Here is a 26,021-nt window from a genome sequence, read left to right as displayed (position 1 = left end):
GCTTTCGTCGCGACCCATCGTGCACACTCGACACCGTGACCGACGACAGCACCACGCTCCTGCTGGGCGGGCGGATCCACTCGCCCAGCAACCCCGACGCCACCGCGATGGCGGTCAAGGACGGCACCATCGTCTGGATCGGCCAGGACGGCCCCGGCCGCGCACTGCACCCGGAAGCCCGCGTCGAAGACCTCGACGGCGCGTTCGTCGCCCCCGGCTTCGTCGACGCCCACGTGCACGCCACCGCCACCGGCCTCCACCTGGCCGGAGCCGACCTCGGCGGGATCACCGACGCCGCCGGCCTGCTCGCCGCGATCCGCGCCGCCGCCCGCCCCGGCGAGGTCCTCGTCGCCCACGGCTGGGACGAGACCACCTGGACCGCCGACCGGCTGCCCAGCCGCGCCGAGATCGACGAGGCCGCCGCCGGGGTCCCCGTCTACCTCAGCCGCGTCGACGTCCACTCCGCCCTGGTGTCCACCGCGCTGGTCGAACTCGCCCCCGCCGCCCGCGACGCCGCCGGCTGGTCCCCGGACGGGCCGCTGACCCGCGACGCGCACCACCACGTCCGCGCCGCCGTGCGCGCCGCGCTCACCCGCGAGCAGCGCCGCCGCGCCCAGGAGGCCTTCCTCCGCCTGGCCGCCGCGCGCGGCATCGTCAGCGTCCACGAGTGCGCCGGGCCCGACATCTCCGGCGAGGACGACCTCGCCGACCTCCTCGCACTCGCCGCCGAACCCGGCCACCCGGAGGTCGTCGCCTACTGGGGCGAACTCGACGCCGTCGACACCGCCCGCCGCCTCGGCGCGCGTGGCCTGGCCGGCGACCTGTTCGCCGACGGCGCGCTGGGCTCCCGCACCGCCGCCCTGCACGAGCCCTACCTCGACGCACCCGGCTCCACCGGCGCCCGCTACCTCGACGCCGACACCATCGCCGCGCACCTGGTCGCCTGCACCGAAGCCGGACTGCAGGCCGGGTTCCACGTCATCGGCGACGCCGCCGTGGCCGAAGTCGTGCGCGGCTTCCAGCTCGCCGAGAAGACCGTCGGGCAGCGCGCCCTGGCCGGTGGCCGCCACCGCCTGGAGCACCTCGAAATGATCGACGCCGAGCAGGCCAAAGCACTGGCCGGCTGGGGCGTCACCGGCTCCATGCAGCCCCAGTTCGACGCCCTGTGGGGCGGGCCGGCGGGCATGTACGCCCAGCGGCTGGGCGCCGAGCGCGCCGCGGCCATGAACCCGTTCGCGATGCTCGCCGCCGAAGGGGTCCTGCTCGCGTTCGGCTCCGACTGCCCGGTCACCCCGCTGCAGCCCTGGGACAGCGTCCGCGCGGCCGTCCACCACCGCACGCCCGGCTCCGGCCTGTCCGCCCGCGCCGCCTTCACCGCCCACACCCGGGGCGGCCACCGCGCCGCGGGCGTCAACGACGGCCTTACCGGCAGCCTGGTGCCCGGCGCGCCCGCGCACTACGCCATCTGGGACGCCGCCGACCTCGTCGTGGCCGCGCCGGACTCCCGGGTCCAGCGCTGGTCCACCGACCCGCGCTCGCGCGTCCCCGCACTGCCGCCGCTCGACCCGGACGCGCCGCTGCCGACCTGCCTGCGCACGGTCCGGGGCGGTGAGGTGCTCTACGACGCGTTCACCTCGGCGGCCTAGAGTTCATCGCGTGGCAGCACCAGTGGCCGAGTCCGCCGAGCCGTCGGCACCCACCTGGAAGAAGCGGCAGTGGCGGCCCTGGCTGCTGCGCCTCGCGCTCGCCGCGGCGTCCGGGGTCGTGTTCTACCTCGCCTTCGCGCCCCGCGACCTGTGGTGGCTCGCGCCGCTCGGTTTCGCCGGTCTCGGCTTGGCGCTGCGCGGGCGGCGGTTCTGGGGCGGCCTCGGCTACGGCTTCGCGTTCGGGCTCGGCCTGTACCTGCCGCTGCTGTTCTGGCTGCAGGACTTCCTCGGCCGCGGCTTCGGGCCCGCCCCGTGGGTCGCGTTGTCCGCCGCCCTGGCCGCCTACCTCGGGCTCGCCGCCGCCCTCTGCACCGTCGTCGCCCGCCTGCCCGGCGCGCCAGTGTGGATGGCGGCGGTGATCATCGCCAGCGAGACCCCGCGCAGCTGGTGGCCCTTCGGCGGGTTCCCGTGGGGCCGCGTCGCGTTCAGCCAGCCCGAAGGCGCGTTCACCCCGCTCGCCTCGATCGGCGGCGCGCCGCTGACCGGGTTCGCCGTCGTGCTCACCGGGTTCGCGCTGGCCGCGCTGCTCGCGCACGCCGCCCGCCGCGACTGGCGCGCGCTCCGCCTGCCCGTGATCGCCACGGTCGTCCCGGTGATCGCCGGGCTCGCGCTGTGGCCCACAATCGGCACCGCCGCCCAGGCCGGCAGCCGCACGGTGGCCACGGTGCAGGGCAACGCGCCCGACGTCGGCCTCGACCTGATCAACGAATCGGCCACCCTGCGCGCCAACCACCTCGCCCAGAGCGAGGTCCTGGCCGCGCGCATCCGCTCCGGCGCCGTGCCCACGCCGGACCTCATCGTGTGGCCGGAGACCGCCACCGACCTCACCACCACCGACCCCGTGCTCGACCAGGTGGTGCGCGACCTCGGCATCCCCACCCTGATCGGCGCCCGTTACCGCGAGCCCGGGCAGCGGACCCAGAACACCGAGTTCGTGTGGGACCCGGCCACCGGCCGCGGCGAGAGCTACAGCAAGCAGGAGCTGGTGCCCTTCGCCGAGTTCGTCCCGGCCCGCTCCATCGCCCGCTGGTTCACGCCCTTCGTCGACGACACCGGCGACATGCAGGCCGGGTCCACCCCCGCGGTGCTCGACATCGCCGGCACCCGGGTCGCCGTGCCCATCTGCTACGAGATCGCCTACGACTACGTCTCCCGCGACGCGGTCGACGACGGCGCCCAGCTGATCGTGCTGCCCACCAACAACGCCTGGTACGGGCACAGCGAAATGACCTACCAGCAGCTGGCGATGGCGCGGCTGCGGGCCGTCGAGCACGGCCGCGCGGTCGTCGTGTCGGCCACCAGCGGGGTCAGCGCACTGGTCGAACCGGACGGCGCCGTGACCCAGTCGACCAGCCAGTTCACCGCCGCGTCCCTGGTCGGGGACGTGCCGCTGCGCACACAGGCTACGCTGTCGGATCGACTCGGGGCGTCCACGGAGTACGGGCTGGTCGGGGCGGCGCTCGCCGCCATCCTGGCCGGGCTCGTGCTGCGCGTCCGCACCCGGGCGGCGAGCACGACGGCGACCAGGGCGGAGTGAGGTTCTCCGCGGGGGGAGGAACAAGGGGATGGCGCACGCGCCACGGGCGGCCCGACCGATCGATCCGGTGCTGGTGGTGATCCCGACCTACAACGAGCGGGACAACCTGCCACTCATCCTGGACCGGCTGCACCGGGCGCTGCCCGAGGTGCACGCCCTGGTGGTCGACGACGGCAGCCCCGATGGCACCGGGGAGCTCGCGGACAAGATCGCCGCCGGCGACGACCGCGTCCACGTGCTGCACCGCACCGAGAAAGCCGGACTCGGCGCCGCCTACGTGGCCGGGTTCCGGTGGGGCCTGGAACGCGACTACCGCACCATCGTCGAGATGGACGCCGACGGCTCGCACGCGCCCGAGGACCTGCCCCGGATGCTCGAGGCCCTCGCCGACACCGACCTGGTGCTCGGCTCCCGCTACGTGCCCGGCGGCAGCCTGGTGAACTGGCCCAGGCACCGCGAACTGCTCTCCCGCGCGGCCAACCTGTACTCGCGGCTCGCGCTCGGCGTGCGGATCAAGGACGTGACCGCCGGGTTCCGCGCCTACCGGCGTGAGGTGCTGGAGAAGCTCCCGCTGGACGAGATCGCCTCGCGCGGCTACTGCTTCCAGATCGACCTCGCCTGGCGCACCGTCCGCACCGGCTTCGACGTGGTCGAGGTGCCGATCACCTTCACCGAGCGGGAGATCGGCCAGTCGAAGATGAGCAGCGCCATCATCCGCGAGGCCCTGCTGCGCGTGGGCCTGTGGGGCGCCCGCTACCGGGCCGAGCAGGTGCGGTCGCTGCTGCGCCGCCGCTGATTCCGCGGCCCGATTCGTGCCGGAACCGCGCACTACTGTCCGTGTGCCGTCGCCCGGATGGTCCCGGGCCGACAGGCGGCGACAGGGGCGTTTTCTACTGTCGGTCGTCGAGTTCGGCATGCAGTCTGCGCCATTGCGGTGACATCCCGGCTCGTCCGATAACCGATCACTGCCGAGGGTAACTGGAGGTCGAGCCGCGCAGGGCCTGCGCGGCGGCACCGAAGGACCCGACTGAGCAGAACGCCGTCCTCGTCGGCGTCGGGTTCCCCCTCATCCGCCGGCCCTCCGCCGGCGCCTCCAGTGAAGGAACCACCATGACCGAAATCGGCACGCGTTATTTCGCGGACTGGGCGGGCCACACCCTCTACCACACCAGCGGGGAGAAGATCGGCCGCGTCGAGGAGCTGTGGACCGACGACGAGCAGGGCCACCCCACCTGGCTGACGGTGCGCACCGGCATGTTCGGTACCCACGACTCCCTGGTGCCCGTCCAGGGGGTGCGCCCACGCGACGACGGCGACCTGGAGACGGCCTACCCCAAGGACCTGATCAAGGACGCGCCGCGGGTCGAGCCCGACCCGACCGCCCAGGGCCGCCACATCGACGAGAGCGAGGAGCAGCGGCTCTACCGCCACTACCAGGTGCCCGGGCAAGCCGGAGGCCACGAGGAGACCACCGGCCGGGACATCTCCGGCCCGACCACCGACGACGCCATGACGCGCTCGGAGGAGCGGCTGCGGGTCGGCACCGAGCAGCGTGAACGCGGCCGCGCCCGGCTGCGGAAGTACGTGGTGACCGAGACCGAGCAAATCCAGGTCCCGGTCACCCGGGAGGAAGTGCGCGTCGAGCGGGAGCCGATCACCGACGCCAACCGCGGCCAGGCCATGGACGGGCCCGCCATCTCGGAGGAGGAACACGAGGTCGTGCTCCGCGAGGAGCGGCCGGTGGTGGACACCGAAGCGGTGCCGGTCGAACGGGTGCGGCTGGCCAAGGACCAGGTTCAGGACACCGAGACCGTGGCCGGCGAGGTCCGCAAGGAGCACATCGAGGCCGACACCGAGCGGGGCCGCGGCGCCTGAGCGGCGACCTGAGGACAGGCGAAGGCCCCCGTGGCGGGAGGACACGGGGGCCTTCGGTGTGGTGGGAGAGGCAGAAGCGCTACGCCGACTTGGACGTACGCCGTCCCTTCAGCTCAGCGAGACGCTCGTTCAGCAGTTCCTCGAGCTCGGGAATGCTCCGCCGCTCGAGCAGCATGTCCCAGTGCGTGCGCGGCGGCTTGACCTTCTTCTGCTCGGGCTGCGCGCCATCGACGATCTCGGACTCGCTGCCGTGCAGGCGGCACTCCCACACCGAGGGGATCTCGGCGTCGTCGGAGAAGGGCACCTCGAACTCGTGGTTCTTCGGACACGCGTAACGCACCGTACGGCGCGGGGCCAGATCGTGATTGCGGTCGGTCTCGTAGCTGACCGCTCCCAGCCGGCTTCCACGGAGAACACGGTCGGCCATGATGACGTCCTTTCAGTCGGCTCCGGGTCTAGAGCCAGGGTGATGCTCACCCTATGCAACGGCTACTGGCAACTGGGAATTCCCACAGCACCATGTCGTTACTCACGATGAGCTGAATCACCCCTCGGCAACAGCTTCCTCTGTTGAGAGTCGATTCGGTGCACGACGTGACGCGGATGTGTGGGTCTTCTTGGCATATTCCCCCGTGCGGGGGAGCGGCTGATCCGTTCAGGTCAGCCGCAGCTGACCGTGTTGCGGCGAAGCGGGCCCCAGGTCCCCGAGGCGGAAGTGGCGGCGGCATAGTACTTGATAACGCAAGGTAGCCACTTCGGTCTCCCAGTGTGGTGAACTTGCGTTTTCAACTACCCCCGGTGCGGTGTCGGCGACCACCACGGTGTCCCCCTCCCGGAGGACCTCCCCGTCAGCCACCCGTGCGTTGAACCGCCCCGGCGCGCCGCACCAGCACAGCACCTCCACCTGCACCGGCTGCAGGTCGTCGGCCAGTTCGAACAGCCGCTGGGCGCCGGGGAACAGGCGGCTGCGGAAGTCGGTGGCGATCCCGAAGCAGTACACGTCCAGGGACACCTCGTCGGCCAGTTCGGCCAGCTGCTCGACCTGCGCCGCGGACAGGAACTGCGCCTCGTCCACGATCAGGTAATCCAGGGGACGCCCGGCGACCCACTCGCGGCGGACCAGCTGCCGCAGGTCGGTGTCGGCGCCCACCTCGGTCGCCTCGCGGGTGATCCCGATCCGGCTGCTGATCCGCGGCTCGCCCGACCGGTCGTGCCGCACCAGCAGCATCCCGCGCCTGCCCTGCCGGGCGTGGTTGTGGTTGATCTGCAGCGCGAGCGTGGACTTGCCGCAGTCCATCGGGCCGTAGCAGAACCGCAGCCTGCCCCGCGCCGGCGTGCCGGACCCGTTGCGCGAGGGCAGCGGGGACAGGGCGTCGGTCGGGTCCGGATCGGTGTCGCCAAGGGTGGTCACGACCGACGACCCTATCCAGCCCCGCCGTGGGCTCCCTTGATCGGGTGAAAACAGCGGAGTGCCCGGGTCCGGCTGCCGATGACAGGGGAGCAGGGATCAAGGGGAGGGTTTTTGTCCGGTTTCCGGGGTGTTCGCAGGCCGGCGCGCGTGTCGGTGGTGCTCTGCCAACCGTCGGCGGTGGTGCTGCTGGGGCTGGTGTGACAGTTGAGGTTCGTGGTGCGCGAACTTACGGTGACCGCATGAGAAAGCCCCGGTGGAGACCCTCGGCTCGCGCGAGCGTCCGCCTCGTCCTCGCCGCGCTGCTGGCCCTGGGGGTCCAGCTGGTCGCCGTCCCGTCCGCGTCGGCCGACCCCAGCGCGGCGACCTGGCTGAAGCTGCGCATGTGCGAGTCCAGCAACCGCTACACCGTCAACACCGGCAACGGCTACTACGGCGCCTACCAGTTCGACCTGCCCACCTGGCGCAGCGTCGGCGGCAAGGGCCGCCCGGACCTCGCCACCCCCGTCGAGCAGGACTACCGCGCGCTCTACCTCTACCGCATGCGCGGCTGGCAGCCCTGGGAGTGCGCCGGCATGCTCGGGCTGCGCAACGACAAGGACGCCCGCAGCAAGCGCGTCCCCACCTACGCCGAGAGCGCCTACATCGGCGGCGGCCCCGTCCCGGCCCCGGTCGCCGGCGCCAAGCCCGCCTGGCCCGGCGTCGTCTACGCCTACGGCGACTGCGCCGAGGCCCTCAAGACCTTCCAGCTGCGGATGAACGCCTTCGGCTACGGCTTCACCGGCACCGGCTGCTACTACGACAAGACCCGCGACGCGGTGCTGGACCTGCAGCGCGCCAACGGCATCACCGACTCCGGCCGCCTCGGGCCGAAGACGTGGACCGCGGCGTGGGAGGGCAAACCGCCCCGCTAGGCGACGGGCGGCCAGGCGCCGCGCTCGGTGAGGACCTCGCGCAGCACGTCCGGGCGGTCCGTGACGATGCCGTGCACCCCGAGGCCGAGCAGCCGCTCCATGTGCGCCCGCTCGTTGATCGTCCACGCGTGCACCTCGACGCCGGCCCGCTCGGCGCTGCGCACGAACCCGCGGTCGATCACCGTCATCGCGCCCTGCCGGGACGGCACCTGCGCCATCTCGCCCCGGCACAGGAAGCCCAGCCGCGCCCACGGCAGCCACCCGCTGGCCCACAGCACCGCCGCCGACCGCGGGCCCATGGACGTGATCAGCTTCGGCCCGGCCAGCTTGCGGATCGCGGCCAGCCGGTTGTCGGAGAACGCCGCCGCCGCGACCCGGTCGAACGCGCCCATCCGCTCGACCGTCTTCACGAACGGCACGATCGCGCGGTCGCTCTTGATGTCGATGTTGAACCGCGTCTGCGGCAGCTCCTCCAGCACGTCCTCCAGCCGCGACAGAGGCACCCGGCCGCCGACCTTGGCGCGCGAGACCGCGGACCAGGTCTGCTTCGCGATCGGGCCGTGGGCGTCGGTGGTCCGGTCCAGCAGCGCGTCGTGGTGCACCACGACCACGCCGTCGGCCGTGGCGTGCACGTCGGTCTCGACGTAGGCGTAGCCCTCGGCGACCGCGCGCTGGAAGGCGGGCAGCGAGTTCTCCAGCCCGTCGAGCTCGTCCAGGTGCCACCCGCGGTGGGCGAACGCGCGGGGGAGGGTGCCGCTCAGGTACGGGTGGTTGATCTGCACCCGACCAGTGTGGGGCATCGGCGTGGCCGAGGCATGAGTTCCGCGTGGCCGGTTAGGGTCTGCTGCGTGAGCGGACAGGTGGACCAGATCGAAGCGTCACGTGACGTTTCCGCGCGCCGGCGGCGGCCCGGCGCCGTCCTGCACTGCGGCTGGTGCGGCCGGCCGATCGAGCAGGGGAGCACCGGCCGCCGCCGCCGGTACTGCGGCCAGTCCTGCCGCCAGCGCGCCTACGAACGCCGGGTCGCCGTCCAGCGCAGCGGCCTGCCCGAGGACGCCGTGGTGCTGTCCGACACCGAGCTGACCGCGCTGCAGGACCGCCTCTTCCAGCTGCGCTGCGCCGCCGAAGACGTCGTCACGGCCGCCGACGACGGCGCCGACCCCGGTGAGTTGCGCCGCATGGCCCTCGAACTCGCCGAAACGGCCCGCGACCTCGAACGGCTGCGCTGACCGGACCGGCAGGCGCCACGGCGTCCCGGGTTCGGCGAATCGGGCTCCGCGGCGCCGCCCGTTGTGGCACGATTTCGCAGTGACCAGGAGTTCCACCGAGGCTCAGCGCCTGCGCGACCTCGCGATGCTGCGCCGCGTCAAGGACCGGATCGACCGCGAGTACGCGCAGCCGCTCGACGTCGAGGCGCTCGCCCGCGGCGTGAACGTCTCCGCCGGGCACCTCAGCCGCGAGTTCAAGCGCGCCTACGGCGAATCGCCCTACTCCTACCTCATGACCCGCCGCATCGAACGCGCGATGGCGCTGCTGCGCCGCGGCGACATGAGCGTCACCGAGGTCTGCTTCGCCGTCGGCAGCTCGTCCCTGGGCACCTTCAGCACCCGCTTCACCGAGCTGGTCGGCATGCCGCCCAGCGCCTACCGCGCCGAGGCCGCGGAGGCGACCGTGGGCATGCCGCCGTGCGTCGCGAAACAGGTCACCAGACCGATCAGGAATCGAGAAGCGCCGCCCGCGGCCCGCAAATAGCCTGACGGCCATGGACATCAGCATTCACGCCACCTACCTCCCGCACAACGACCGGGACGCCGCCATCGCCTTCTACCGCGACGTCCTCGGTTTCGAGGTCCGCAACGACGTCGGCTACAACGGCATGCACTGGATCACCGTCGGCCCGCCCGGGCAGGACGTCTCCATCGTGCTGTACCCGCCGGAGGCGACCCCCGGCATCACCGACAGCGAGCGCGCCGCCATCACCGAGATGATGGCCAAGGGCACCTTCGCCAGCATCAACCTGGCCACCAAGGACCTCGACGGCGTCTTCGAGCGCCTGCAGGCCCGCGACGCCGAGGTCGTCCAGGAACCGGTCGACCAGCCCTACGGCGTGCGCGACTGCGCCTTCCGCGACCCGGCGGGCAACATGGTCCGCCTCCAGCAGCTCGGCTGACACCCCTCCGTGGTGGCGGCCGCCCGGCCGCCACCACCCACCGCACACCACGGGAGACCCGATGACCAAGGCCACCAGGAAGAACACGCAGGGGCCTGCCACCCACGCCGCCGACAGCCACGACCGCATCCGGGTCCACGGCGCGCGGGAGAACAACCTCAAGGACGTCAGCGTCGAGCTGCCCAAGCGCAGGCTGACCGTGTTCACCGGCGTGTCCGGCTCGGGCAAGAGCTCCCTGGTGTTCGGCACGATCGCCGCGGAGTCGCAGCGGCTCATCAACGAGACCTACAGCGCCTTCGTGCAGGGCTTCATGCCGACGCTGTCCAGACCCGAGGTCGACGTCCTCGACGGCCTCACCACCGCGATCATCGTCGACCAGGAGCGGATGGGCGCCAACCCGCGCTCCACCGTGGGCACCGCCACCGACGCGAACGCGATGCTGCGCATCCTGTTCAGCCGCCTCGGCAAGCCGCACATCGGCTCACCCCAGGCGTTCTCCTTCAACGTCGCCTCCATCAGCGGCGCGGGCGCGGTCACCGTGGAACGCGGCGGGCGCACGGTCAAGGAACGCCGCAGCTTCAACATCACCGGCGGCATGTGCCTGCGCTGCGAAGGCATGGGCCGGGTCTCCGAGATCGACCTGACCCAGCTCTACGACGAGAACAAGTCGCTCAACGAGGGCGCGGTCACCATCCCCGGCTACAGCATGGACGGCTGGTACGGCCGCATCTTCCGCGGCTGCGGGTTCTTCGACCCGGACAAGCCGATCAAGAAGTTCACCAAGAAGCAGCTCGACGACCTGCTCTACAAGGAACCGACCAAGATCAAGGTCGACGGCATCAACCTGACCTACTCGGGCCTGGTCCCGACCATCCAGAAGTCGATGCTCTCCAAGGACAAGGAGGCGATGCAGCCGCACATCCGCGCCTTCGTGGAACGCGCGGTCACCTTCGCCACCTGCCCCGACTGCGAGGGCACCCGCCTGTCCGCCGAGGCCCGGTCGTCGAAGATCGCGGGCAAGAGCATCGCCGACGTGTGCGCCATGCAGATCAGCGACCTCGCCGAGTGGGTCAAGGGCCTCGACGAGCCGTCGGTGGCGCCGCTGCTGGAATCCCTGCGCCACACGCTGGACTCGTTCGTCGAGATCGGACTCGGCTACCTCAGCCTCGACCGCCCCGCGGGCACGCTCTCCGGCGGCGAAGCGCAGCGCACCAAGATGATCCGCCACCTCGGCTCCTCGCTCACCGACGTCACCTACGTCTTCGACGAGCCCACGATCGGGCTGCACCCGCACGACATCCAGCGCATGAACAACCTGCTGCTGCAGCTGCGCGACAAGGGCAACACCGTGCTGGTCGTCGAGCACAAGCCCGAGGCCATCGCCATCGCCGACCACGTCGTCGACCTCGGCCCGCGTGCCGGCACCGAGGGCGGGGAAGTGGTGTACGAGGGCACCGTCGAGGGGCTGCGGGCCAGCGGCACGCTCACCGGACGCCACCTGGACGACCGGGCGACGCTGAAGCCGTCGGTGCGCGAGCCCTCCGGGACGCTGGAGGTCCGCGGCGCGAACACCCATAACCTGCGTGACGTCGACGTGGACATCCCGCTCGGCGTGCTGGTCGTCGTCACCGGCGTCGCCGGCTCGGGCAAGAGCTCGCTCATCCACGGCTCGGTGTCCGGCCGCGACGGCGTCGTCACCGTCGACCAGGGCGCCATCAAGGGATCGCGGCGCAGCAACCCCGCCACCTACACCGGGTTGCTCGAGCCGATCCGCAAGGCGTTCGCCAAGGCCAATGGCGTCAAGCCCGCCCTGTTCAGTGCGAACTCCGAGGGCGCCTGCCCGACCTGCAACGGCGCCGGCGTGATCTACACCGACCTCGCGATGATGGCCGGCGTGGCCACCACCTGCGAGGAGTGCGAGGGCAAGCGGTTCCAGGCCGAGGTGCTGGAGTACAAGCTCGGCGGGCGCGACATCAGCGAGGTGCTCGCGATGCCGGTGGCCGAGGCGCTGGAGTTCTTCGGCGACGGCGAGGCGAAGGTGCCCGCCGCCCACAAGATCCTCACCCACCTGGCCGACGTCGGCCTCGGGTACCTGACGCTGGGGCAGCCGCTGACCACGCTGTCCGGCGGCGAGCGCCAGCGGCTCAAGCTGGCCACGCACATGGGGGAGAAGGGCGGCGTGCTGGTCCTCGACGAGCCGACCACCGGCCTGCACCTGGCCGACGTCGAGCAGCTGCTGGCCCTGCTGGACCGGCTCGTCGACTCCGGCAAGTCGGTCATCGTGATCGAGCACCACCAGGCGGTGATGGCCCACGCGGACTGGATCATCGACCTGGGGCCCGGCGCGGGCCACGACGGCGGGCAGATCGTGTTCGAGGGCACCCCGGCCGAGCTGGTCGCGAAGAAGTCCACCCTCACCGGCGAGCACCTCGCCGAGTACGTGGCCTGATCGCCTCCCCGGGGCATCCGGTTTCGCGCCGGATGCCCCGGGCGGTCACGCGAGCGCGGCCCGGCAGGCGAGGCCGATGAACGGCGCCGGGAAGTCCCTTCCGGGGCCACCCTCGATCGCACCGGGCGACTCGATGCTCCAGACCCCGACGTGTCCCGGTTCCGCCGCGCTCACACCTGGTTCGCGCCGCCGTCGACGAACATCTCGATGCCCGTGACGAAGCTGCTCTGGCCGGAGGCGAGGAACACCCCGACGTCGGCGACCTCCTCGGGCCGCCCCATCCGTCCCAGCGGGACGGTGCCGGCGAGCGTCCGCTTCAGCTCCACCGCTTCCTCGTCGCCCGCCGCCAGCCCGGTGATGCCCGGGGTGTCGATCGGGCCAGGGCTGATCGTGTTCACCCGGATCCCGTGGCCCTTGAGCTCGTTGGCCCAGGTCCGCGCGAACGAGCGGATCGCGGCCTTGGAGGCGCCGTAGACCCCGAACGCCTCGGTGCCCACGGTCGCGGCCGTCGACCCGGTGAGGATGACCGACGCGCCGTCGTTCAGCAGGGGGAGTGCCTTTTGGACGGTGAAGAGCGTGCCACGCACGTTGGTGCCGAAGGTTTCGTCGAAGTGCTGCTCGGTCACCTGGTCCAGGGTGGCGAACGAGCCGCCGCCCGCGTTGGCCCACAGCACGTCGATGCGCAGGCCCTGCTCGCCGATCGTGGCGTAGAGCCGGTCGAGGTCGGCGAGGTCGGAGCTGTCCACGCGCACGGCGGTGACCTCGCCGTCGATCGTGGCGGCCGCCTCCTTGAGCGCGTCTTCGCGGCGGCCGGTGATGAACAGCCGGGCGCCTTCGGCGGCGAAGCGCCGCGCCGCGGCGAGGCCGATGCCGCTGGTGGCGCCGGTGATGACCGCGGTTTTACCGGTGAGAACCGTCATTTCCTCATTCCTGTCCGAAGGGGCGGGCAGCGCACCGTCGCGGCGACCGGTACGGGAAAATCGCCTGGCAACGCCGCCGTTCGCCCACGATCGACAGGTTACGAGACATGTCACCTAAACGCAACGAGCCCGACTGGCTCACCCCGGAGCAGCAGCGTGCCTGGCTCGCCTACATCCGCGTCCAGCTGCGGCTTCGCTACGAGATGAACCGCCAGTTGCAGGCCGACAGTGACATCTCTCTCGCCGACTACGACGTGCTGACCGCGCTGAGCGTCGCGCCCGAAGGCCGCCTGCAGATGACGGCGCTGGCGAACCACATCGGCTGGGAACGCACCCGCACCTCCCACCACGCCCGCCGCATGGAGAGCCGCGGGCTGCTCCGGCTGCGACAGTCCACCGTGGACCGCCGCGCGATCGAGGTGAGCCTGAGCGACGAGGGACGCGCCCTGCTCGCGGACGCCGCGCCCGGCCACGTGAAGCTGGTGAAGGACCTGTTCTTCGCCGGACTGTCCGAGGACCTGCTGCCGTCGCTGACCGGAGCGATGGAGGGCGTGTACTCGACGCTGCTGGCGCGCGGCACCCTGCCACCGCCGCCGCTGTGATCGTGGAAAAGGACTGGACCGGGTGGGGCGCGGACCAGTAACTTGCCGTCGACGCCGACCGAGGAGGTGAGACCCGTGACTGCAGTACCGCGGTGGGTGCTTCCCTTCCTACGCGATTGACGTAGGTGTCGCCGGGAGCGCCCTCAGGACACTCCCGAAAGGCAACACCTGTGACCCCTCCGCCCTTCGACGTGATCATCGCCGGGTGCGGGCCGGCCGGCGCGATGCTGGCCGCCGAACTGCGGCTGCACGACGTGCGAGTGCTCGTCCTGGAACGGGAAACCGAGCCGGCCTCGTTCGTCCGGATCGTCGGTCTGCACATCCGCAGCATCGAGCTGATGGCCATGCGCGGTCTGCTGGAGCGCGTCCTCGAACACGGACGACGGCGCCCGGCCGGTGGCTTCTTCGCCGCCATCCCCAAACCACCGCCCGCTCTGGATTCCGCGCACGCGTACCTGGTGGGCATCCCGCAGCCGGTCATCGTCCGGCTGCTCGAAGAACACGCACTCGGATTGGGCGCGCAGGTGCGGCACGGATGCGCGGTGACCGGTTTCGAACAGGACGACGACGGCGTCACGGTCGAACTGGCCGAGGAGGTATTGCGTTGCCGCTATCTCGTCGGCTGTGACGGCGCGCGCAGCACGGTGCGCAAAGTGCTGGGCGTCGGTTTCCCCGGCGAGCCGTCGCGCACCGAGACGCTGATGGGGGAGATGGAGGTGGATGCGCCGCCGGAGGAGCTCGCCGCCGCGCCGGACGGGATCCGGCTGCGGCCGTTCGGCGGCGGGATCTACAGCGTCATCGTTCCCGCCGGGGAAGTCGGCGACCGCGCGCGACCACCGACTCTCGACGATTTCAAACGACAGCTGCGGAGGATTGCCGGAACCGATTTCGGTGTGCATTCTCCGCGCTGGTTGTCCCGTTTCGGGGATGCCACCCGATTGGCCGACTGGTACCGAGTTGGGCGGGTGCTGCTCGCCGGCGATGCGGCGCACATCCACCCGCCCATCGGGGGACAGGGCCTCAACCTGGGTGTGCAGGACGCGGTCAACCTCGGCTGGAAGCTGGCCGCGCAGGTGCACGGCTGGGCCCCGGCGACGCTGCTGGACACCTACGAGGCCGAACGCCGTCCGGTTGCCGCGGAGGTGCTGGACAACACGCGCGCCCAGACGGAGCTGATGTCGGCGGAGCCGGGCGCGCGGGCCGTGCGCAGGCTGGTAACCGAGCTGATGGACTTCGACGAGGTGAACCGCCACCTGATCGAGAAGATCGCCGGAATCGGCATCCGGTACGACTTCGGGCTAGGCCCCGACCTGGTCGGCCGCCGATTGCGGGACATCGACCTGGCGCAGGGCAGTCTGTATGGTCGGCTGCGTCGCGGCCGCGGCCTGGTGCTGGACCGCACCGGACGCCTGAGCACCGGCGCGTGGTCGGACCGGGTCGACCTGCTGACCGACCCGACGGCCGCCCTGGACGCCCCAGGCGTCCTGCTACGGCCCGACGGCCACATCGCCTGGGCCGGCGACGATCAGCAGGGCTTGGACGAGCAGCTGACCCGCTGGTTCGGCGCGCCTGGACGCCGAGCGGCCCGTCCACTCAGGAGCGTTGCCCTGGCATGAGCAGGCGCGCGTAGATCAGCCCGAGAAGGCCGAGTCCCGCCAACGGAACACCCAGTGGATGACCTTCGGGCTCGGCGGGGAGGCAGTCCTCGAGCACGTAGCGCTGCAGGTCCGCGGTGGGGTCGCACGCCGAGCCGTCCGGCGTGACGAACCCGGGTTGCGCCATGAGCCCCGAGAACACGAGGAACGTCCCGACGGCGATCGCGGCAACGCTGAGAACCGCGACGGTCGTGCGTGGTGTCATGGCCGCTCCTGAGCTGGGAATTCGATCTTGTGTCGCTCCCGTCGGACACTTCGTTACGCGCGCCGATAATGCACATTATGTCAAGTAATCGGCGAGAGGGGCGCTTCATGCAGCAGGGGCAGCCGGGACGCGCCTGCTGTGCCCCTGCCCCGATGTGTCAGCTGTGCGAGCGGATCGCGCTCACCCACGGGCCGATGTTGCTGTAGCCGCTGCTGCCGCGCGGATTCCGCCGTTCCACGCGCCGACGTTGGTAATGATCCGACAGCGAAGCGGGACGAGATCACTGGGAAACCCGCTGGTATCACCGGGAAGGCGCAACCCGCCACTCCCCTGCGCCGGTCCCTGCCCTCACCGGAGAACGTCCGCGAAACAGGGCGCCGCCGGACCGGGACGTCGAACCACCGCCCGGCCGGCGCCGGTTCACCGCGGCCGCAGCGCGTCCACGACCAGGTCGAACAGCCGAGCCACCTGCCCCTTCGGGCTGTCGGACGTCGTGGCAAGCAGTGTTCCGAGGAGCAGCGTGGTGACGTCCCCGGCGTCGACGTCGTCGCGGAACTCCCCGGTGCGCGTCCCCGCGTCCAGGATTGCGCCGATCGCTCCGGTGATGCGCTCCCGCGTGGCCGGCGTCGCGATCGCTCCCGAGGCCCATCCGGCGCGCAGCGTGTCGAGCATCCCGCGCTTGGTCGCGACGAACGCCGCGTAGCGCTCCATCCACGCCCGCAGCGCCGCTTCCGGCGGCCGCTCGCGCAACAGCTGCTCGGCGCTGGCCGTCACGTCGTCGAGCTCGGCGGCGTAAACGGCTTCGACCAGCGCCTCACGCGTCGGGAAATGGCGGTAGAGCGTGCCGATCCCGACACCGGCCTCGCGGGCGATCGCCTCCAGCGACACGGCGCCCTCGGCGGCCGCGAACACCTCGCGCGCCACGGCGAGGAGCTTCTCACGGTTGCGCCGGGCATCGGCGCGACCCGGGCGGGGAGAACTCAAAACGGAGGCACCTCCGGTTGTGCTACGGTGAATCTAACGGAGGCTCCTCCGTTTCTTCCATCATCGCACGAGGACAGGACTTCCATGACTTCCACTCGTCCCGGCGGCACCGGCCCGCTCGCCGGCCGCACCGTTTCCCGTGTCGGATTCGGCGCCATGCAGCTCGAACGCCTGCGCGATGACCGCGATGCCGCCCTCGCCCTCCTGCGCCGCGCGGTCGAACTCGGCATCGATCACGTCGACACCGCCCAGTTCTACGGCAACGGCTTCGTCAACGAGGTCATCCGCGAGGCGCTGCGGCCCGAGGACGGCGTCCTGGTCGCCAGCAAGGTCGGCGCCGACCCCAACCCCGGCGGCGCCATCCCGCTGCGGTCCGCGCAACGCCCCGAGCAGCTGCGGGCGAGCGTCGAGGACAACCTGGTCAGCCTGGGCCTCGACCGGATCCCGCTGGTCAACCTGCGCCGCCTCGACACCGGCCCCGGGCTGCGGCCCGAAGGCGACCAGGTGGTCGATCTCGACGACCAGCTCGCGGTGATGATCGCGCTGCGCGACGAGGGCAAGATCGGCGCGATCGGGCTCAGCGCCGTCACGCTCGACGGTCTGCGTCACGCGCTCCCGGCCGGCATCGCGTGCGTGCAGAACTCCTACAGCCTCGTCGCGCGCGACAACGAGGACATGCTGCGGCTCTGCGTGGCCGAGGGCATCGCCTGGGTGCCGTTCTTCCCGCTCGGCGGCGCCTTCCCCGGCATGCCCAAGGTGACCGAGGAGCCCGCCGTGCTCGACGCGGCCAAGGCACTGGACGTCACCCCCGCCCAGGTCGGTCTGGCCTGGCTGCTCCACCACGCCCCGAACACGCACCTCATCCCCGGCACCGCGAGCGTGAACCACCTGGAGGCCAACGTCGCCGCGGGCTCGCTCGTGCTCGACGAGGCCACCCTCGCCACGCTGGACTCGGTCCCCGCGCGGGTTCAAGAAATCCCGCTCGGGTAGACGTCGAGACTCGGCGCTGGAGTCGATGGGCCTGTGCCCGGCCCACGCCCGCGACCGCAACCTCGAGAGCGGCGGACAGGTTGGTGACGAACGCCAGGGTGACATCCGGCAACTCTCGCCGGTCCTGTTTCCTGGTCGCCTCATTGGACACGCCCCTGCTCCCCGGCGCCGAGCTGACCACATCAAGGATTGGAAAGAGCACGGCAACGGCGGCTGGAGCGTCAAGTAGTGGCGTTCACCGGCGCGCGGCCAGCACTGCCCCGAGTCCTTCGCGCAGGTCTTGGACGAAGTAGCCGGGAACCTCCAGCGACGGGAAATGTCCCCCGCGTTCCGGCGCCCGCCACCGGACGATCTGCCGGTACCGCGCCTGCGCCCAGGGTCGCGGGCACTTCTCGATGTCCCGCGGGTACATCGTGATCGCCGACGGGACGTCCACCCGCAGTTCCGGGTCCAGCGAGTTGTGGCTTTCGTAGTAGATGCGGGCCGCCGACGCGCCCGTCCGCGTCAGCCAGTACAGGGTCACGTCGTCCAGGATCCGGTCCCGCGAGATCGTCTCGAACGGGCTGTCCTCGGTGTCCGACCACTCGGCGAACTTGTCGAGGATCCAGGCGAGCAGCCCGGCCGGCGAGTCGACGAGCGAGTAGCCGATGGTCTGCGGCCGGGTCGCCTGCTGCTTCGCGTACGCCGCGCGCGTGCCCCAGAAATCGCGGGTTTCCTCGGCCCACCGGCGCTCGACCGCCGTCAGCCCGTCCATGCTCATCCCGGGCGGTCCCTCCGCGAACGTGCTGTGGATGCCGAGCACGTGCTCCGGGAACCGGCCGCCGAGGACCGTGGTGATGTTGCCGCCCCAGTCGCCGCCGTGGGCCAGGAACTCGCGGTAGCCGAGCCTGCCCATCAGCTCCACCCACGCGGCCGCGATCTTCTCGGTCCCCCACCCCGTGGTGGCCGGCTTGTCGCTGTAGCCGAAGCCCGGCAACGACGGGACCACGACGTGGAACGCCGGCGCGCTCATGTCCTCCGGATCAGCCAGTTCGTCCACCACGTCGACGAACTCGGCGACGCTGCCCGGCCAGCCGTGCGTCAGGACCAGCGGCGTGGCATCCGCGCGCGCGGAACGGCGGTGCAGGAAGTGGATTCCCAGGTCGTCGATGGTCGTGCGGAACTGGCCGATCTCGTCGAGGCGCTTCTCGAACGCCCGCCAGTCGTAGCCGGTGCGCCAGTAGTCCACGAGCTCGGCGAGGTCGGCGAGCGGAACGCCCTGTCCCCATCGCTGTCGGGTCGTCTCGGGCTCGGGGAGCCGCGCCGCGGCCAATCGGGCGCGCAGATCGTCGAGTTCGGCGTCGGGCGTGTGGGTTTCGAAAGCTTGCACGTCGCTGGACATGGCACCTCCTGCCATCGCGGAACCGGCTAAGACGGTTCTAACATCCCGTCCCGGCGACGCGCAACCGGCTATGGTGGTTCCATGCGTGCTGGCTTCCCCGAATTCCGCCTCGGTAGCGTGCTCGCGACCAGCTTCACCGGGACGCTGTCGGAGCGTTTCGGTGATCCGGTGGAGCGCATCCCGACGCCGCAGCGGCTCGTCGACTGGCTGGCGGTGTACGACCTCGCCGTGGAGTCCTGCACCCCCGCGCAACTCGAACTCGCCAAGGAACTGCGGGAATCCATCCACGCCGCCGCGACGGCCGCCGCGAAACAGCAACCTCTCCCCCAGCCCGCGGTCCAGGTCATCAACGACCGCAGCACGCAGGGCCGGGCCACGGCCGTCCTGATGCCCGAGGGCACGCGTCGGTGGCTGCTCAGCTCGCCGGACTGCGTGGAAGACGCCCTGGCCGTGATCGCGGCCGACGCGATCAGCATCATCGCGGGCGAACGAGACGGACGACTGGCGCTGTGCGCCTCACCCACCTGCCAAGCCGCCTTCTTCGACACCAGCCGGAGCCGCACCCGCCGGTGGTGCGACATGAACACCTGCGGCAACCGCGAGAAGAAGGCGCGGTTCTACGCCAACCAGCGCAACAACGCCGGATCAGGGACCGGGAGCTGACCGTGTCGCCGGACGGTGTGCCGGACTGGTTGCCGGAGTGGTGTCTGGACCACCTCGGGAACCGGCCCGCCGCCGTGCTGTTCCGGCGCCGCTCGATGTCGGCGGTGTTCGGTCTCCGGTTGGCCGACGGCACGACCGCGGTGGTCAAGGCCCGCCCCGGCGACGGTCGAGCGGTGTCGTGTGTGGCCGCACAGGCGCGGCTGGCCGAGAACGGGTTTCCCTGCGCCCGCCCGCTGACGCCGGTCGTCGGCGTCGGTCCGCTGGCCGTGCACGCCGAGGAATTCCGCCCCGGCGGCGAGGTCTTGTCAGGCGACTCACCTGAAGTTGCTGGTCGCTACGCCGAGGTCTTCGCCCGGTTGATGACCGGACTGGCGGACCTCGACGTCGCGCCCCCGCTGCCGAACCCGCGCTGGGTGCGGTGGGACCACACCGACCCTGGGCTGTGGCCGTCGATCGAGTCACTCGATGAGAAGGACCAGAGCCTCGTGCCCGCCCACGTCCTGGAGACGGCCGGCCGAGCTCGTCGGCGTCTGCTGGCCGCCGGCCTGCCCTGCGTGCTGGGCCACGCCGACTTCGAGGCGCACAACCTCCGGTGGCACGACCACGAAGTGCGCACGGTGCACGACTGGGACAGCCTGGCCTGGCAACCCGAAGCCGCCCTGGTGGGAGCCGCGAGTGCGGTGTTCCCGAAGGTGGGACCGGCCACGCTGCCGCCGATCGAAAGCACCGAGGCGTTCCTGGCCGCCTACCAGGATGCGCGGGGCCGCTCGTTCACCGCGGACGAGCAGCAGGTCGCGTGGGCGGCAGGCCTGTGGCCGGCTGCCCATGACATCCGATGGGAATCACTCCACGGCTACACCGCGGTCTCCGGGAAGGCGTTCTGGGCACAAGCCGCCGAACGCCTCCGCCGGGCCACCGCCTGACAACAACACGGAGCTGGTCGATACGCCTGCGATATGCGGGGACTTCTACGGTTGAGGACATGCGTGGGGCTGTGAGGTGGCCGGGACTGTGAACAAGCGGACAGGGCTGAGCGCCCGCGCCAAGCTGACCCTCAGCTACGCCGGGTTCCTCATGATCGCGGGTGTCCTGCTCCTCACGGCCGTCTGGGTGTTCTTGCCGATGGGGTCCGCCGGCATCGAGTTCCCCGCACCGGCCGACTTCGCGAGGGTCTTCAACCCGGGCAACCGGGGGCCGGTGGTGTTCCTCCCGGCCGCGATCCTGGTGCTGGGCTTCATGCTGGTGTTCGGCCTGGTGGGCGGCTGGGTTCTCGCGGGCCGCATGCTGGCGCCCCTGGACCGCATCACCGAGGCGACGCGCACCGCCGCGAAGGGGTCGCTCTCCCACCGCATCGAGTTGCAGGGCCGCACCGACGAGTTCGGCGAACTCGCCGACGCCTTCGACAGCATGCTGGCCCGGCTCGAGGCGCACGTCGCCGAGCAGCGGCGGTTCGCGGCCAACGCCTCGCACGAACTGCGCACCCCGCTCGCGATCACGCAGACGCTGCTCGACCTCGCCCGCAACGACCCGGACCGCGCGAGCAGCGAGCTCGACGAACGCCTCCGCGTCGTCAACGCCCGGGCGATCGAGCTCACCGAAGCGCTGCTGCTGCTCAGCCGCGCCGACCAGCGGTCTTTCACCCGCGAAGACGTCGACCTGTCCCTCGTGGCGGAAGAAGCGACCGAGATGCTCCTCCCGCTCGCCGAGAAGCACGACGTCACCATCGAGACCGGCGGCGAAGTCGCCCACACGATCGGCTCCCCCGCGCTCCTGCTGCAGCTGACCACCAACCTCATGCACAACGCGATCGTCCACAACTCGCCCGAGGGCGGCACCGTCGCGGTCCACACGACGTCCGCCCCGGGCTCGGTGGTGCTGACCGTCGAGAACACCGGCGACAAGCTCGACCCGCAGTTGGTCGCGACGCTCACCGAGCCGTTCCAGCGCGGCACCCAGCGCACCCGGACCGACCACGCGGGGGTCGGCCTCGGCCTGACGATCGTCCGGAGCATCGCGCAGGCGCACGATGGCACGCTCTCGCTCAGCCCCCGCGCCGGCGGCGGACTCCGCGCCACCGTGCGGCTCCCGGGAGTCACCGCTAGCCCACGGCTGAGGCGAGAGCCCGCCGCTCGGCGACCACGGTGAGCACGTGGCGGGCGAGGACGACGTCCGCCGCCGGAGCGCCGACCCTGAACGCGCGAGCCGTCATGTCCGCGATGCGCCCGGGATCGGTGAGGACCGGGATCAGGGTGGTTTCGATCCAGGCCGGGTCGAGTTCCGCGTCGTCGACGATCAGGGCCGCACCGGCCGCGGCCAGCGGTTCGGCGTTGCACCGCTGCTCGCCGCCGCGCAACGGCAGCGGGACGTACGCGGCAGGCAGTCCGACGGCGGCCAATTCCGCGCAGGTCATCGCCCCGGAGCGGCAGAGCGCGAAATCGGCCGCGGCGTAGGCGTACTGCATCTCGTCGACGTAGGGGACGACGAGATGCGGCGGGTCGCCGCCGGGCACCTCGACCCGGTGCCGCGGCCCGGAGATGTGCAGCACCTGCACGCCGCTCCCCCGCAACGCCGCGCTCGCGCCGGACACCGCGGCGTTGATCGTCGCCGCGCCCTGCGAACCACCGGTGACGAGCAGCACGGGCCCGTCGGGCCGCAACCCGAACCGCCGCCGCGCGGCATCGCGCAGCGCGGACCGGTCGAGTCCGCTGATCGCCGGCCGCAGTGGAATCCCGATCGGGGTGGCGTGCGGCAGCCGGACGCCCGGCGCGGCGGTGAACACGTGCTCCGTCATCCGGGCCGCCAGCCGGTTCGCCACGCCCGGTCTGGCGTTCGCCTCGTGCACGACGATCGGCAGGCCTCGCCGCCGGGCGGCGAGATAGGCGGGCATCGCGACGTAGCCGCCGAAGCCCACCACGACCTCGGCCCGCGTGCGGTCGAGAACCGCGCCGGCCGCTCGCACCGATTCCCCCAGGGAGCCGGGCATCCGCAGCAGGGACCGGTCCAGCCGGCGTGGCAGTGGCGACGGCGGGATGAGTTCCAGCGGGTAGCCGCGCTCGGGGATCAGCACCGTGTCCAGACCGCGGACGGTTCCGAGCGCGGTGATCTCGGCTGTGGGTGCCAGCCGGTGCAGCGCGTCGGCGAGGTTCATCGCGGGCTCGATGTGCCCGGCGGAATGGCCGCCGGCGACGACGACGCGCGGCGCCGTTCCGCCCGCCGTCACGACGGCCTCGTGATCAGGATCCCGCGGTCGGCGTGGAACCGCTGGAACACCCGCATGGGCAGGGTCGCCGAGTCCGAGTTGTGGGTGTAACCCGAGGGGTTGTGGAACCGCACGACCCCGCCGTGGACCGCGTGCACGAGGACGAGGTGACCTCCCCGGCACGGCTCCGGGGTGGCCGGGTCGCGGATCTCGGGCGACACGGAGGCGAACAGGACCTGCCCGGGCCGGACCTCCCGGGCGGACACGTCGATCGGGGTGCGCTCGACGAGCCGGCAGTCGAACCCGAACCGCGCGCTGACCCAGGCCATGAACGGCCGGTAGATCAGTCCCTGGACCGCGCCCGAGGGCTCGACCACGTAGCAGCCCCATTTGAGTGCTTGCGTGAGGAGCTCGCCCATGGAGAGCCGGACGTCGGTCCAGCCGTGCAGCAGCGACTGCAGGCACGCCAGGCCGCAGACCTTGCGGGACCAGAACAGGTACTCCTCGCGTGAGCGGTAGCCGTGGGCCGCCCAGTCGTCCCGCTCGGTGTGCGGCAGGAAGACCTCCAGGCCCGCCGGGTCGGTCCGGCGCATCACGACGTCGTCGTTGCGCTCCAGACGTCCCCACTGAGAGACGCACGGGAGAACCACGTCAGGTGATGGGGAAATCGAAGTAGACATCGGGATAGGGTTCGTTCCTCAGCGTGTAGTGCCACCACTCGCGGTCGTACCGGTCGAACCCGCAGTCCTCCATGATCGAGCGGAGGCGCTCGCGGTTCTGGAGCTCGGCCGGCGCGATCTCCGTGGCGTGGTGGCGTGAGACCGGGTCCATGAGGTCGTGCCGGCCACCCATCGCCGCGAGCTCACCGGTGGCGAGGTGGTAGAGCGTCAGGTCGACGGTGCTGCCCCGGGTGTGGCCCGACTTGGCGGCCACGTACCCCTTCTCGACCATGTCGGCCCGGTCGATGTTCGGGTAGTGCCGTGGTTTGGTCCGGCCGTCCTCGGGTTGCCCGGACCAGCGGAGGAAGCAGTCGACGGCGCGCTGCGGGCGGTACCCGTCCCAGAGCAGCAGTCCGAAGCCGAGGGATGCGGCCTTGTCGCGTGCTTGTTCGAGGGCCGCGCACAGCGCGCGGGTGCCGACGATGCGGTTCGCGAGGTAGCCGTCGACCGGTTTGCCGGTGAAGTTGTCCCAGGTGGCGTACTTGGCGTCCCAGCGGATGCCGGGCACGAGCTCGTCGACGTAGGCGAAGTCGTCGTTCATCGCCTCATCCGCAGGGTGGCCGAGACGAGCCGGTCGATCACGTCGGAGAGCGGGAGTCCCGCAGCGTTCATCATCCGCGGGTAGCGGCTGTAGGAGGTCATGCCGGGCATGGTGTTGACCTCGTTGAGGACCACCTGGCCGTCGGCGGTGAGGAACACGTCCACGCGGGCCAGCCCGGTGCAGCCGAGGGCCCGGTAGATGGTCTTGGCGGTCTCCTGGACGAGGGTGCGCGATGCGTCGGGGATGTCGGCGGGGACGATGAAGGTCGCGTTCTCGGACCCGGTCTCGGGCGAGTCCTCCTGGTGGATCCGGAAGAACCCGTGCGTGAGGTCGACGCGGTCCACCTCGCCCACGACCAGTCCGGACGGTTCCTCCAAGACCGCGCAGCCGATCTCCTCGCCGTCGACGGCCGCCTCGATGAGGATCTTCGAGTCGTACTGCCGCGCGTCCTCCAGCGCGGCCGGCAGCTCGTCCGCCCCGGTGACCTTGCTGACGCCGAACGAGGAGCCCGAGCGGGCCGGCTTCACGAAGACCGGATACGGAAGGCTGTCGGGATCGACCTTGTCGTCCTCGGTGACGATCCAGAACCTCGGCGTGGCGATGCCCGCGTTCGCGGCGACGGTGTAGGCCAGGGACTTGTCCATGCACACGGCCGAGCCCTGGATGCCGCAGCCGACGTAGGGGATGCCGGCGAGTTCCAGCAGCCCTTGGATGGCGCCGTCCTCGCCGAGCTTGCCGTGCAGCACGGGGAAGACCACGTCGAGGCGCACGGTCTCGTAGCTTCCCTGCTCCATCACCAGAAGGCCGTGCACGCCGCGGTCCGGCGACAGCGCGGCCGGGCGGGCGTTGCCGGTCTCCCAGCCCTCGCCGGGACCGTCGCAGAGCTTCCACTCGCCTCCGGTCGTGATGCCGATCCAGATCGGTTCGTACTTGCCGGGGTCGAGGTGCTTGGCGACCTCGCGCGCGGACTTGACGGAAACGGGGTGTTCTTCGCCGGCGCCGCCGAAGATGATCCCGACTGTCAACCTGGTCATGCTGTGGTCCCGCTTTCGAAGTTCAGGCAGTTGAGGAGGGTGTTTTCGACGATGTCGTGCAGGGCCCGCTCGGTGTAGTAGGCGGAGTGCGGGCTGATCAGCACGTTCGGCATCCGCTGGAGGCGCACCAGGGCCTCGTTCCCGATGTGCTTGCCGCGGCAGTCGGCGTAGAAGATCCCTTCCTCGCCTTCGATGACGTCCAGCGCCGCTCCGCCCAGCTCGCCGTTCTCCAGTGCCGACACCAGGGCCTCGGTGTCGAGTAGCGGTCCGCGGCCGGTGTTGACGACGTACGCGCCGGGCTTCATCCGCTCGATGCGGCGGCGGTCGAGGAGGTGGTGCGTCTCCGCGGTGAGCGGCGTGTGCAGCGTGACGATGTCGCTGCGCTCGACCAGTTCGTCGAGCGGAACGTAGGTCACGGCGGCGCGGGGGTGCGTGTCGTAGGCGAGCACGCGGCAGCCGAAGCCCCGCAGCCGGTCGAGGACCGCGATGCCGATGCGCCCGGTGCCGACCACGCCGACGGTCAGGTCGCGCAGTTCCTTGCCGCGCGTTTCGCTGAGCCGGTAGTCGAAGGAGTCGGTGCGGCGGATGGTGGATTTGGCGTGGCGCACCGCCATCAGCATCAACATCAGGGTGTAGTCGGCGACGCTGTCCGGCGAGTAGGCGACGTTGCCGACCGAAATGCCGAGGCGTTCGGCGAACTGCAGGTCGATGTGGTCGAAGCCGATGCTCCGGGTGCAGATGTACTCCACGCCGGCGCGGCTGAGTGCCAGCAGGGTGGCGTTGGTGATCCGGGTCTTGTGGCTGACGCTGACGCACCGGTTGCCGCGCGCCAGTTCGGCGTTGTCCACGCCGACGGCCGCCTCGACGGGGGTCACGGACACCCCGAGGCGGGTCCCCAGGTCCCGGAACGCGGCGGTTTCGTCCCGGCTGCAGCCGAAAGCCGCCAGCCCGGCCCGGTGGGATGGCCGAGGCTCCGTTCCCGCGCGAATACGCGTCTCGCTGCGTCTCAAACCCAATTCGCTGGAAGCCATGCGGCGAGTCAAGACGACGCGGTGTTGCCGGTGCGTAT

Annotated in this window: 27 protein-coding genes; 15 read left to right on the top strand and 12 right to left on the bottom strand. The window is 71.2% G+C overall.

The genetic code is table 11. The annotated features are described in order from the left end of the window. Positions 1-35: 35 nt before the first annotated feature. The 4 genes from L2C96_RS02280 (at position 36) to L2C96_RS02265 (ending at position 5,118) form a co-directional block, all read left to right on the top strand. On the top strand, positions 36-1,646 hold the full coding sequence (locus L2C96_RS02280; protein WP_237334911.1) for an amidohydrolase: 1,611 nt from the start codon (positions 36-38) through the stop codon (positions 1,644-1,646). 10 nt (positions 1,647-1,656) lie between these two features. Then, the gene (gene lnt / locus L2C96_RS02275) at positions 1,657-3,243 is read left to right on the top strand and encodes an apolipoprotein N-acyltransferase (protein WP_372491170.1); all 1,587 of its coding nucleotides are present in this window, start codon (positions 1,657-1,659) and stop codon (positions 3,241-3,243) included. 28 nt (positions 3,244-3,271) lie between these two features. After that, positions 3,272-4,039 (top strand): polyprenol monophosphomannose synthase, encoded by a 768-nt coding sequence (locus L2C96_RS02270; RefSeq protein WP_237334910.1) that lies wholly within the window; start codon positions 3,272-3,274, stop codon positions 4,037-4,039. A 314-nt stretch (positions 4,040-4,353) separates the two neighbouring features. Then, the gene (locus tag L2C96_RS02265) at positions 4,354-5,118 is read left to right on the top strand and encodes a DUF2382 domain-containing protein (RefSeq protein WP_237334909.1); all 765 of its coding nucleotides are present in this window, start codon (positions 4,354-4,356) and stop codon (positions 5,116-5,118) included. A gap of 79 nt (positions 5,119-5,197) precedes the next feature. On the opposite strand, the gene L2C96_RS02260 is transcribed toward L2C96_RS02265, so the two are convergent. Next, a complete protein-coding gene (locus L2C96_RS02260) occupies positions 5,198-5,545 on the bottom strand; it encodes an RNA polymerase-binding protein RbpA (RefSeq protein WP_017982421.1) in 348 nt (115 codons plus the stop codon). Positions 5,546-5,773: 228 nt separating this feature from the next. Continuing rightward, positions 5,774-6,529 carry a thymidine kinase gene (locus L2C96_RS02255; RefSeq protein WP_020417866.1) on the bottom strand — a complete coding sequence of 252 codons (756 nt, stop codon included), beginning with the start codon at positions 6,527-6,529 and terminating at the stop codon, positions 5,774-5,776. A 239-nt stretch (positions 6,530-6,768) separates the two neighbouring features. On the opposite strand from L2C96_RS02255, the gene L2C96_RS02250 reads away from it, so the two are divergent. Further along, positions 6,769-7,440, top strand: coding sequence for a transglycosylase family protein (locus L2C96_RS02250; protein ID WP_020417867.1), 672 nt, complete (start codon positions 6,769-6,771; stop codon positions 7,438-7,440). Here the strand turns inward: L2C96_RS02250 and L2C96_RS02245 are convergent. Beyond that, positions 7,437-8,222 carry a glycerophosphodiester phosphodiesterase family protein gene (locus tag L2C96_RS02245; protein ID WP_237334908.1) on the bottom strand — a complete coding sequence of 262 codons (786 nt, stop codon included), beginning with the start codon at positions 8,220-8,222 and terminating at the stop codon, positions 7,437-7,439. The genes L2C96_RS02250 and L2C96_RS02245 overlap by 4 nt on opposite strands. Positions 8,223-8,288: 66 nt before the next feature. Between L2C96_RS02245 and L2C96_RS02240 the strand changes: the two genes are divergently transcribed. The 4 genes from L2C96_RS02240 to L2C96_RS02225 all read left to right on the top strand — a co-directional run bounded on the left by L2C96_RS02240 (position 8,289) and on the right by L2C96_RS02225 (position 12,059). Beyond that, the gene (locus L2C96_RS02240; protein WP_039791434.1) at positions 8,289-8,669 is read left to right on the top strand and encodes a hypothetical protein; all 381 of its coding nucleotides are present in this window, start codon (positions 8,289-8,291) and stop codon (positions 8,667-8,669) included. A gap of 124 nt (positions 8,670-8,793) precedes the next feature. Next, the gene (locus L2C96_RS02235) at positions 8,794-9,192 is read left to right on the top strand and encodes a helix-turn-helix transcriptional regulator (RefSeq protein ID WP_157358531.1); all 399 of its coding nucleotides are present in this window, start codon (positions 8,794-8,796) and stop codon (positions 9,190-9,192) included. A 10-nt stretch (positions 9,193-9,202) separates the two neighbouring features. Further along, positions 9,203-9,610: a VOC family protein gene (locus L2C96_RS02230; RefSeq protein WP_237334906.1), complete on the top strand. Its 408-nt coding sequence runs from the start codon at positions 9,203-9,205 to the stop codon at positions 9,608-9,610. 61 nt (positions 9,611-9,671) lie between these two features. Further along, entirely contained in the window at positions 9,672-12,059 is a 2,388-nt protein-coding gene (locus tag L2C96_RS02225; RefSeq protein WP_020417872.1) for an ATP-binding cassette domain-containing protein, read from the top strand. Between the two features lie 170 nt (positions 12,060-12,229). Here the strand turns inward: L2C96_RS02225 and L2C96_RS02220 are convergent, their stop codons facing one another. After that, entirely contained in the window at positions 12,230-12,979 is a 750-nt protein-coding gene (locus tag L2C96_RS02220) for an SDR family oxidoreductase (RefSeq protein ID WP_237334905.1), read from the bottom strand. A 107-nt stretch (positions 12,980-13,086) separates the two neighbouring features. Here L2C96_RS02220 and L2C96_RS02215 point away from each other — a divergent pair, with 107 nt between their 5' ends. Further along, positions 13,087-13,581, top strand: coding sequence for a MarR family winged helix-turn-helix transcriptional regulator (locus tag L2C96_RS02215; RefSeq protein ID WP_237334904.1), 495 nt, complete (start codon positions 13,087-13,089; stop codon positions 13,579-13,581). Between the two features lie 170 nt (positions 13,582-13,751). After that, positions 13,752-15,197, top strand: coding sequence for an FAD-dependent monooxygenase (locus tag L2C96_RS02210; protein ID WP_308191129.1), 1,446 nt, complete (start codon positions 13,752-13,754; stop codon positions 15,195-15,197). On the opposite strand, the gene L2C96_RS02205 is transcribed toward L2C96_RS02210, so the two are convergent. Together L2C96_RS02205 and L2C96_RS02200 are read right to left on the bottom strand one after the other, a co-directional pair. Then, positions 15,175-15,441 (bottom strand): hypothetical protein, encoded by a 267-nt coding sequence (locus tag L2C96_RS02205; RefSeq protein ID WP_237334903.1) that lies wholly within the window; start codon positions 15,439-15,441, stop codon positions 15,175-15,177. The genes L2C96_RS02210 and L2C96_RS02205 overlap by 23 nt on opposite strands. A 420-nt stretch (positions 15,442-15,861) precedes the next feature. Further along, on the bottom strand, positions 15,862-16,425 hold the full coding sequence (locus tag L2C96_RS02200) for a TetR/AcrR family transcriptional regulator (RefSeq protein WP_027935502.1): 564 nt from the start codon (positions 16,423-16,425) through the stop codon (positions 15,862-15,864). Positions 16,426-16,509: 84 nt separating this feature from the next. Here L2C96_RS02200 and L2C96_RS02195 point away from each other — a divergent pair, with 84 nt between their 5' ends. Next, a complete protein-coding gene (locus L2C96_RS02195) occupies positions 16,510-17,415 on the top strand; it encodes an aldo/keto reductase (RefSeq protein ID WP_237334902.1) in 906 nt (301 codons plus the stop codon). 235 nt (positions 17,416-17,650) lie between these two features. On the opposite strand, the gene L2C96_RS02190 is transcribed toward L2C96_RS02195, so the two are convergent. Next, positions 17,651-18,796 carry an epoxide hydrolase family protein gene (locus L2C96_RS02190; protein WP_237334901.1) on the bottom strand — a complete coding sequence of 382 codons (1,146 nt, stop codon included), beginning with the start codon at positions 18,794-18,796 and terminating at the stop codon, positions 17,651-17,653. Between the two features lie 81 nt (positions 18,797-18,877). Here L2C96_RS02190 and L2C96_RS02185 point away from each other — a divergent pair, with 81 nt between their 5' ends. The 3 genes from L2C96_RS02185 to L2C96_RS02175 all read left to right on the top strand — a co-directional run bounded on the left by L2C96_RS02185 (position 18,878) and on the right by L2C96_RS02175 (position 21,604). Then, complete coding sequence (locus L2C96_RS02185; RefSeq protein ID WP_237334900.1) at positions 18,878-19,459, top strand: CGNR zinc finger domain-containing protein; 582 nt, start codon at positions 18,878-18,880, stop codon at positions 19,457-19,459. Between the two features lie 2 nt (positions 19,460-19,461). Continuing rightward, positions 19,462-20,382 (top strand): phosphotransferase, encoded by a 921-nt coding sequence (locus L2C96_RS02180; protein ID WP_237334899.1) that lies wholly within the window; start codon positions 19,462-19,464, stop codon positions 20,380-20,382. An 88-nt stretch (positions 20,383-20,470) separates the two neighbouring features. Further along, positions 20,471-21,604 (top strand): sensor histidine kinase, encoded by a 1,134-nt coding sequence (locus L2C96_RS02175; RefSeq protein WP_237334898.1) that lies wholly within the window; start codon positions 20,471-20,473, stop codon positions 21,602-21,604. On the opposite strand, the gene L2C96_RS02170 is transcribed toward L2C96_RS02175, so the two are convergent. Genes L2C96_RS02170 through L2C96_RS02150 form a run of 5 tightly spaced genes read right to left on the bottom strand, consistent with a single transcriptional unit; the run spans position 21,558 to position 25,899 of the window. After that, positions 21,558-22,679, bottom strand: a complete 1,122-nt coding sequence (locus L2C96_RS02170) for a UDP-N-acetylglucosamine--N-acetylmuramyl-(pentapeptide) pyrophosphoryl-undecaprenol N-acetylglucosamine transferase (protein ID WP_308191128.1) — start codon at positions 22,677-22,679, stop codon at positions 21,558-21,560. The genes L2C96_RS02175 and L2C96_RS02170 overlap by 47 nt on opposite strands. After that, positions 22,676-23,254: a hypothetical protein gene (locus L2C96_RS02165; RefSeq protein WP_237334897.1), complete on the bottom strand. Its 579-nt coding sequence runs from the start codon at positions 23,252-23,254 to the stop codon at positions 22,676-22,678. The genes L2C96_RS02170 and L2C96_RS02165 overlap by 4 nt, the downstream gene beginning before the upstream one ends. 55 nt (positions 23,255-23,309) lie before the next feature. Beyond that, complete coding sequence (vanX, locus tag L2C96_RS02160; protein WP_237334896.1) at positions 23,310-23,918, bottom strand: D-Ala-D-Ala dipeptidase VanX; 609 nt, start codon at positions 23,916-23,918, stop codon at positions 23,310-23,312. Beyond that, positions 23,915-24,952, bottom strand: coding sequence for a D-alanine--(R)-lactate ligase (gene vanA / locus L2C96_RS02155; RefSeq protein ID WP_237334895.1), 1,038 nt, complete (start codon positions 24,950-24,952; stop codon positions 23,915-23,917). Before vanA ends, vanX begins: the two co-directional genes overlap by 4 nt. Continuing rightward, on the bottom strand, positions 24,949-25,899 hold the full coding sequence (locus L2C96_RS02150) for a D-isomer specific 2-hydroxyacid dehydrogenase family protein (protein ID WP_345069811.1): 951 nt from the start codon (positions 25,897-25,899) through the stop codon (positions 24,949-24,951). Before L2C96_RS02150 ends, vanA begins: the two co-directional genes overlap by 4 nt. Positions 25,900-26,021 lie beyond the last annotated feature (122 nt).

The organism is Amycolatopsis tucumanensis (assembly GCF_021654135.1).
Lineage (GTDB): Bacteria > Actinomycetota > Actinomycetes > Mycobacteriales > Pseudonocardiaceae > Amycolatopsis_E > Amycolatopsis_E tucumanensis.
The sequence above is the reverse complement of the archived record's forward strand: the minus strand, read 5'-3'. Positions and strand labels throughout refer to the sequence as shown.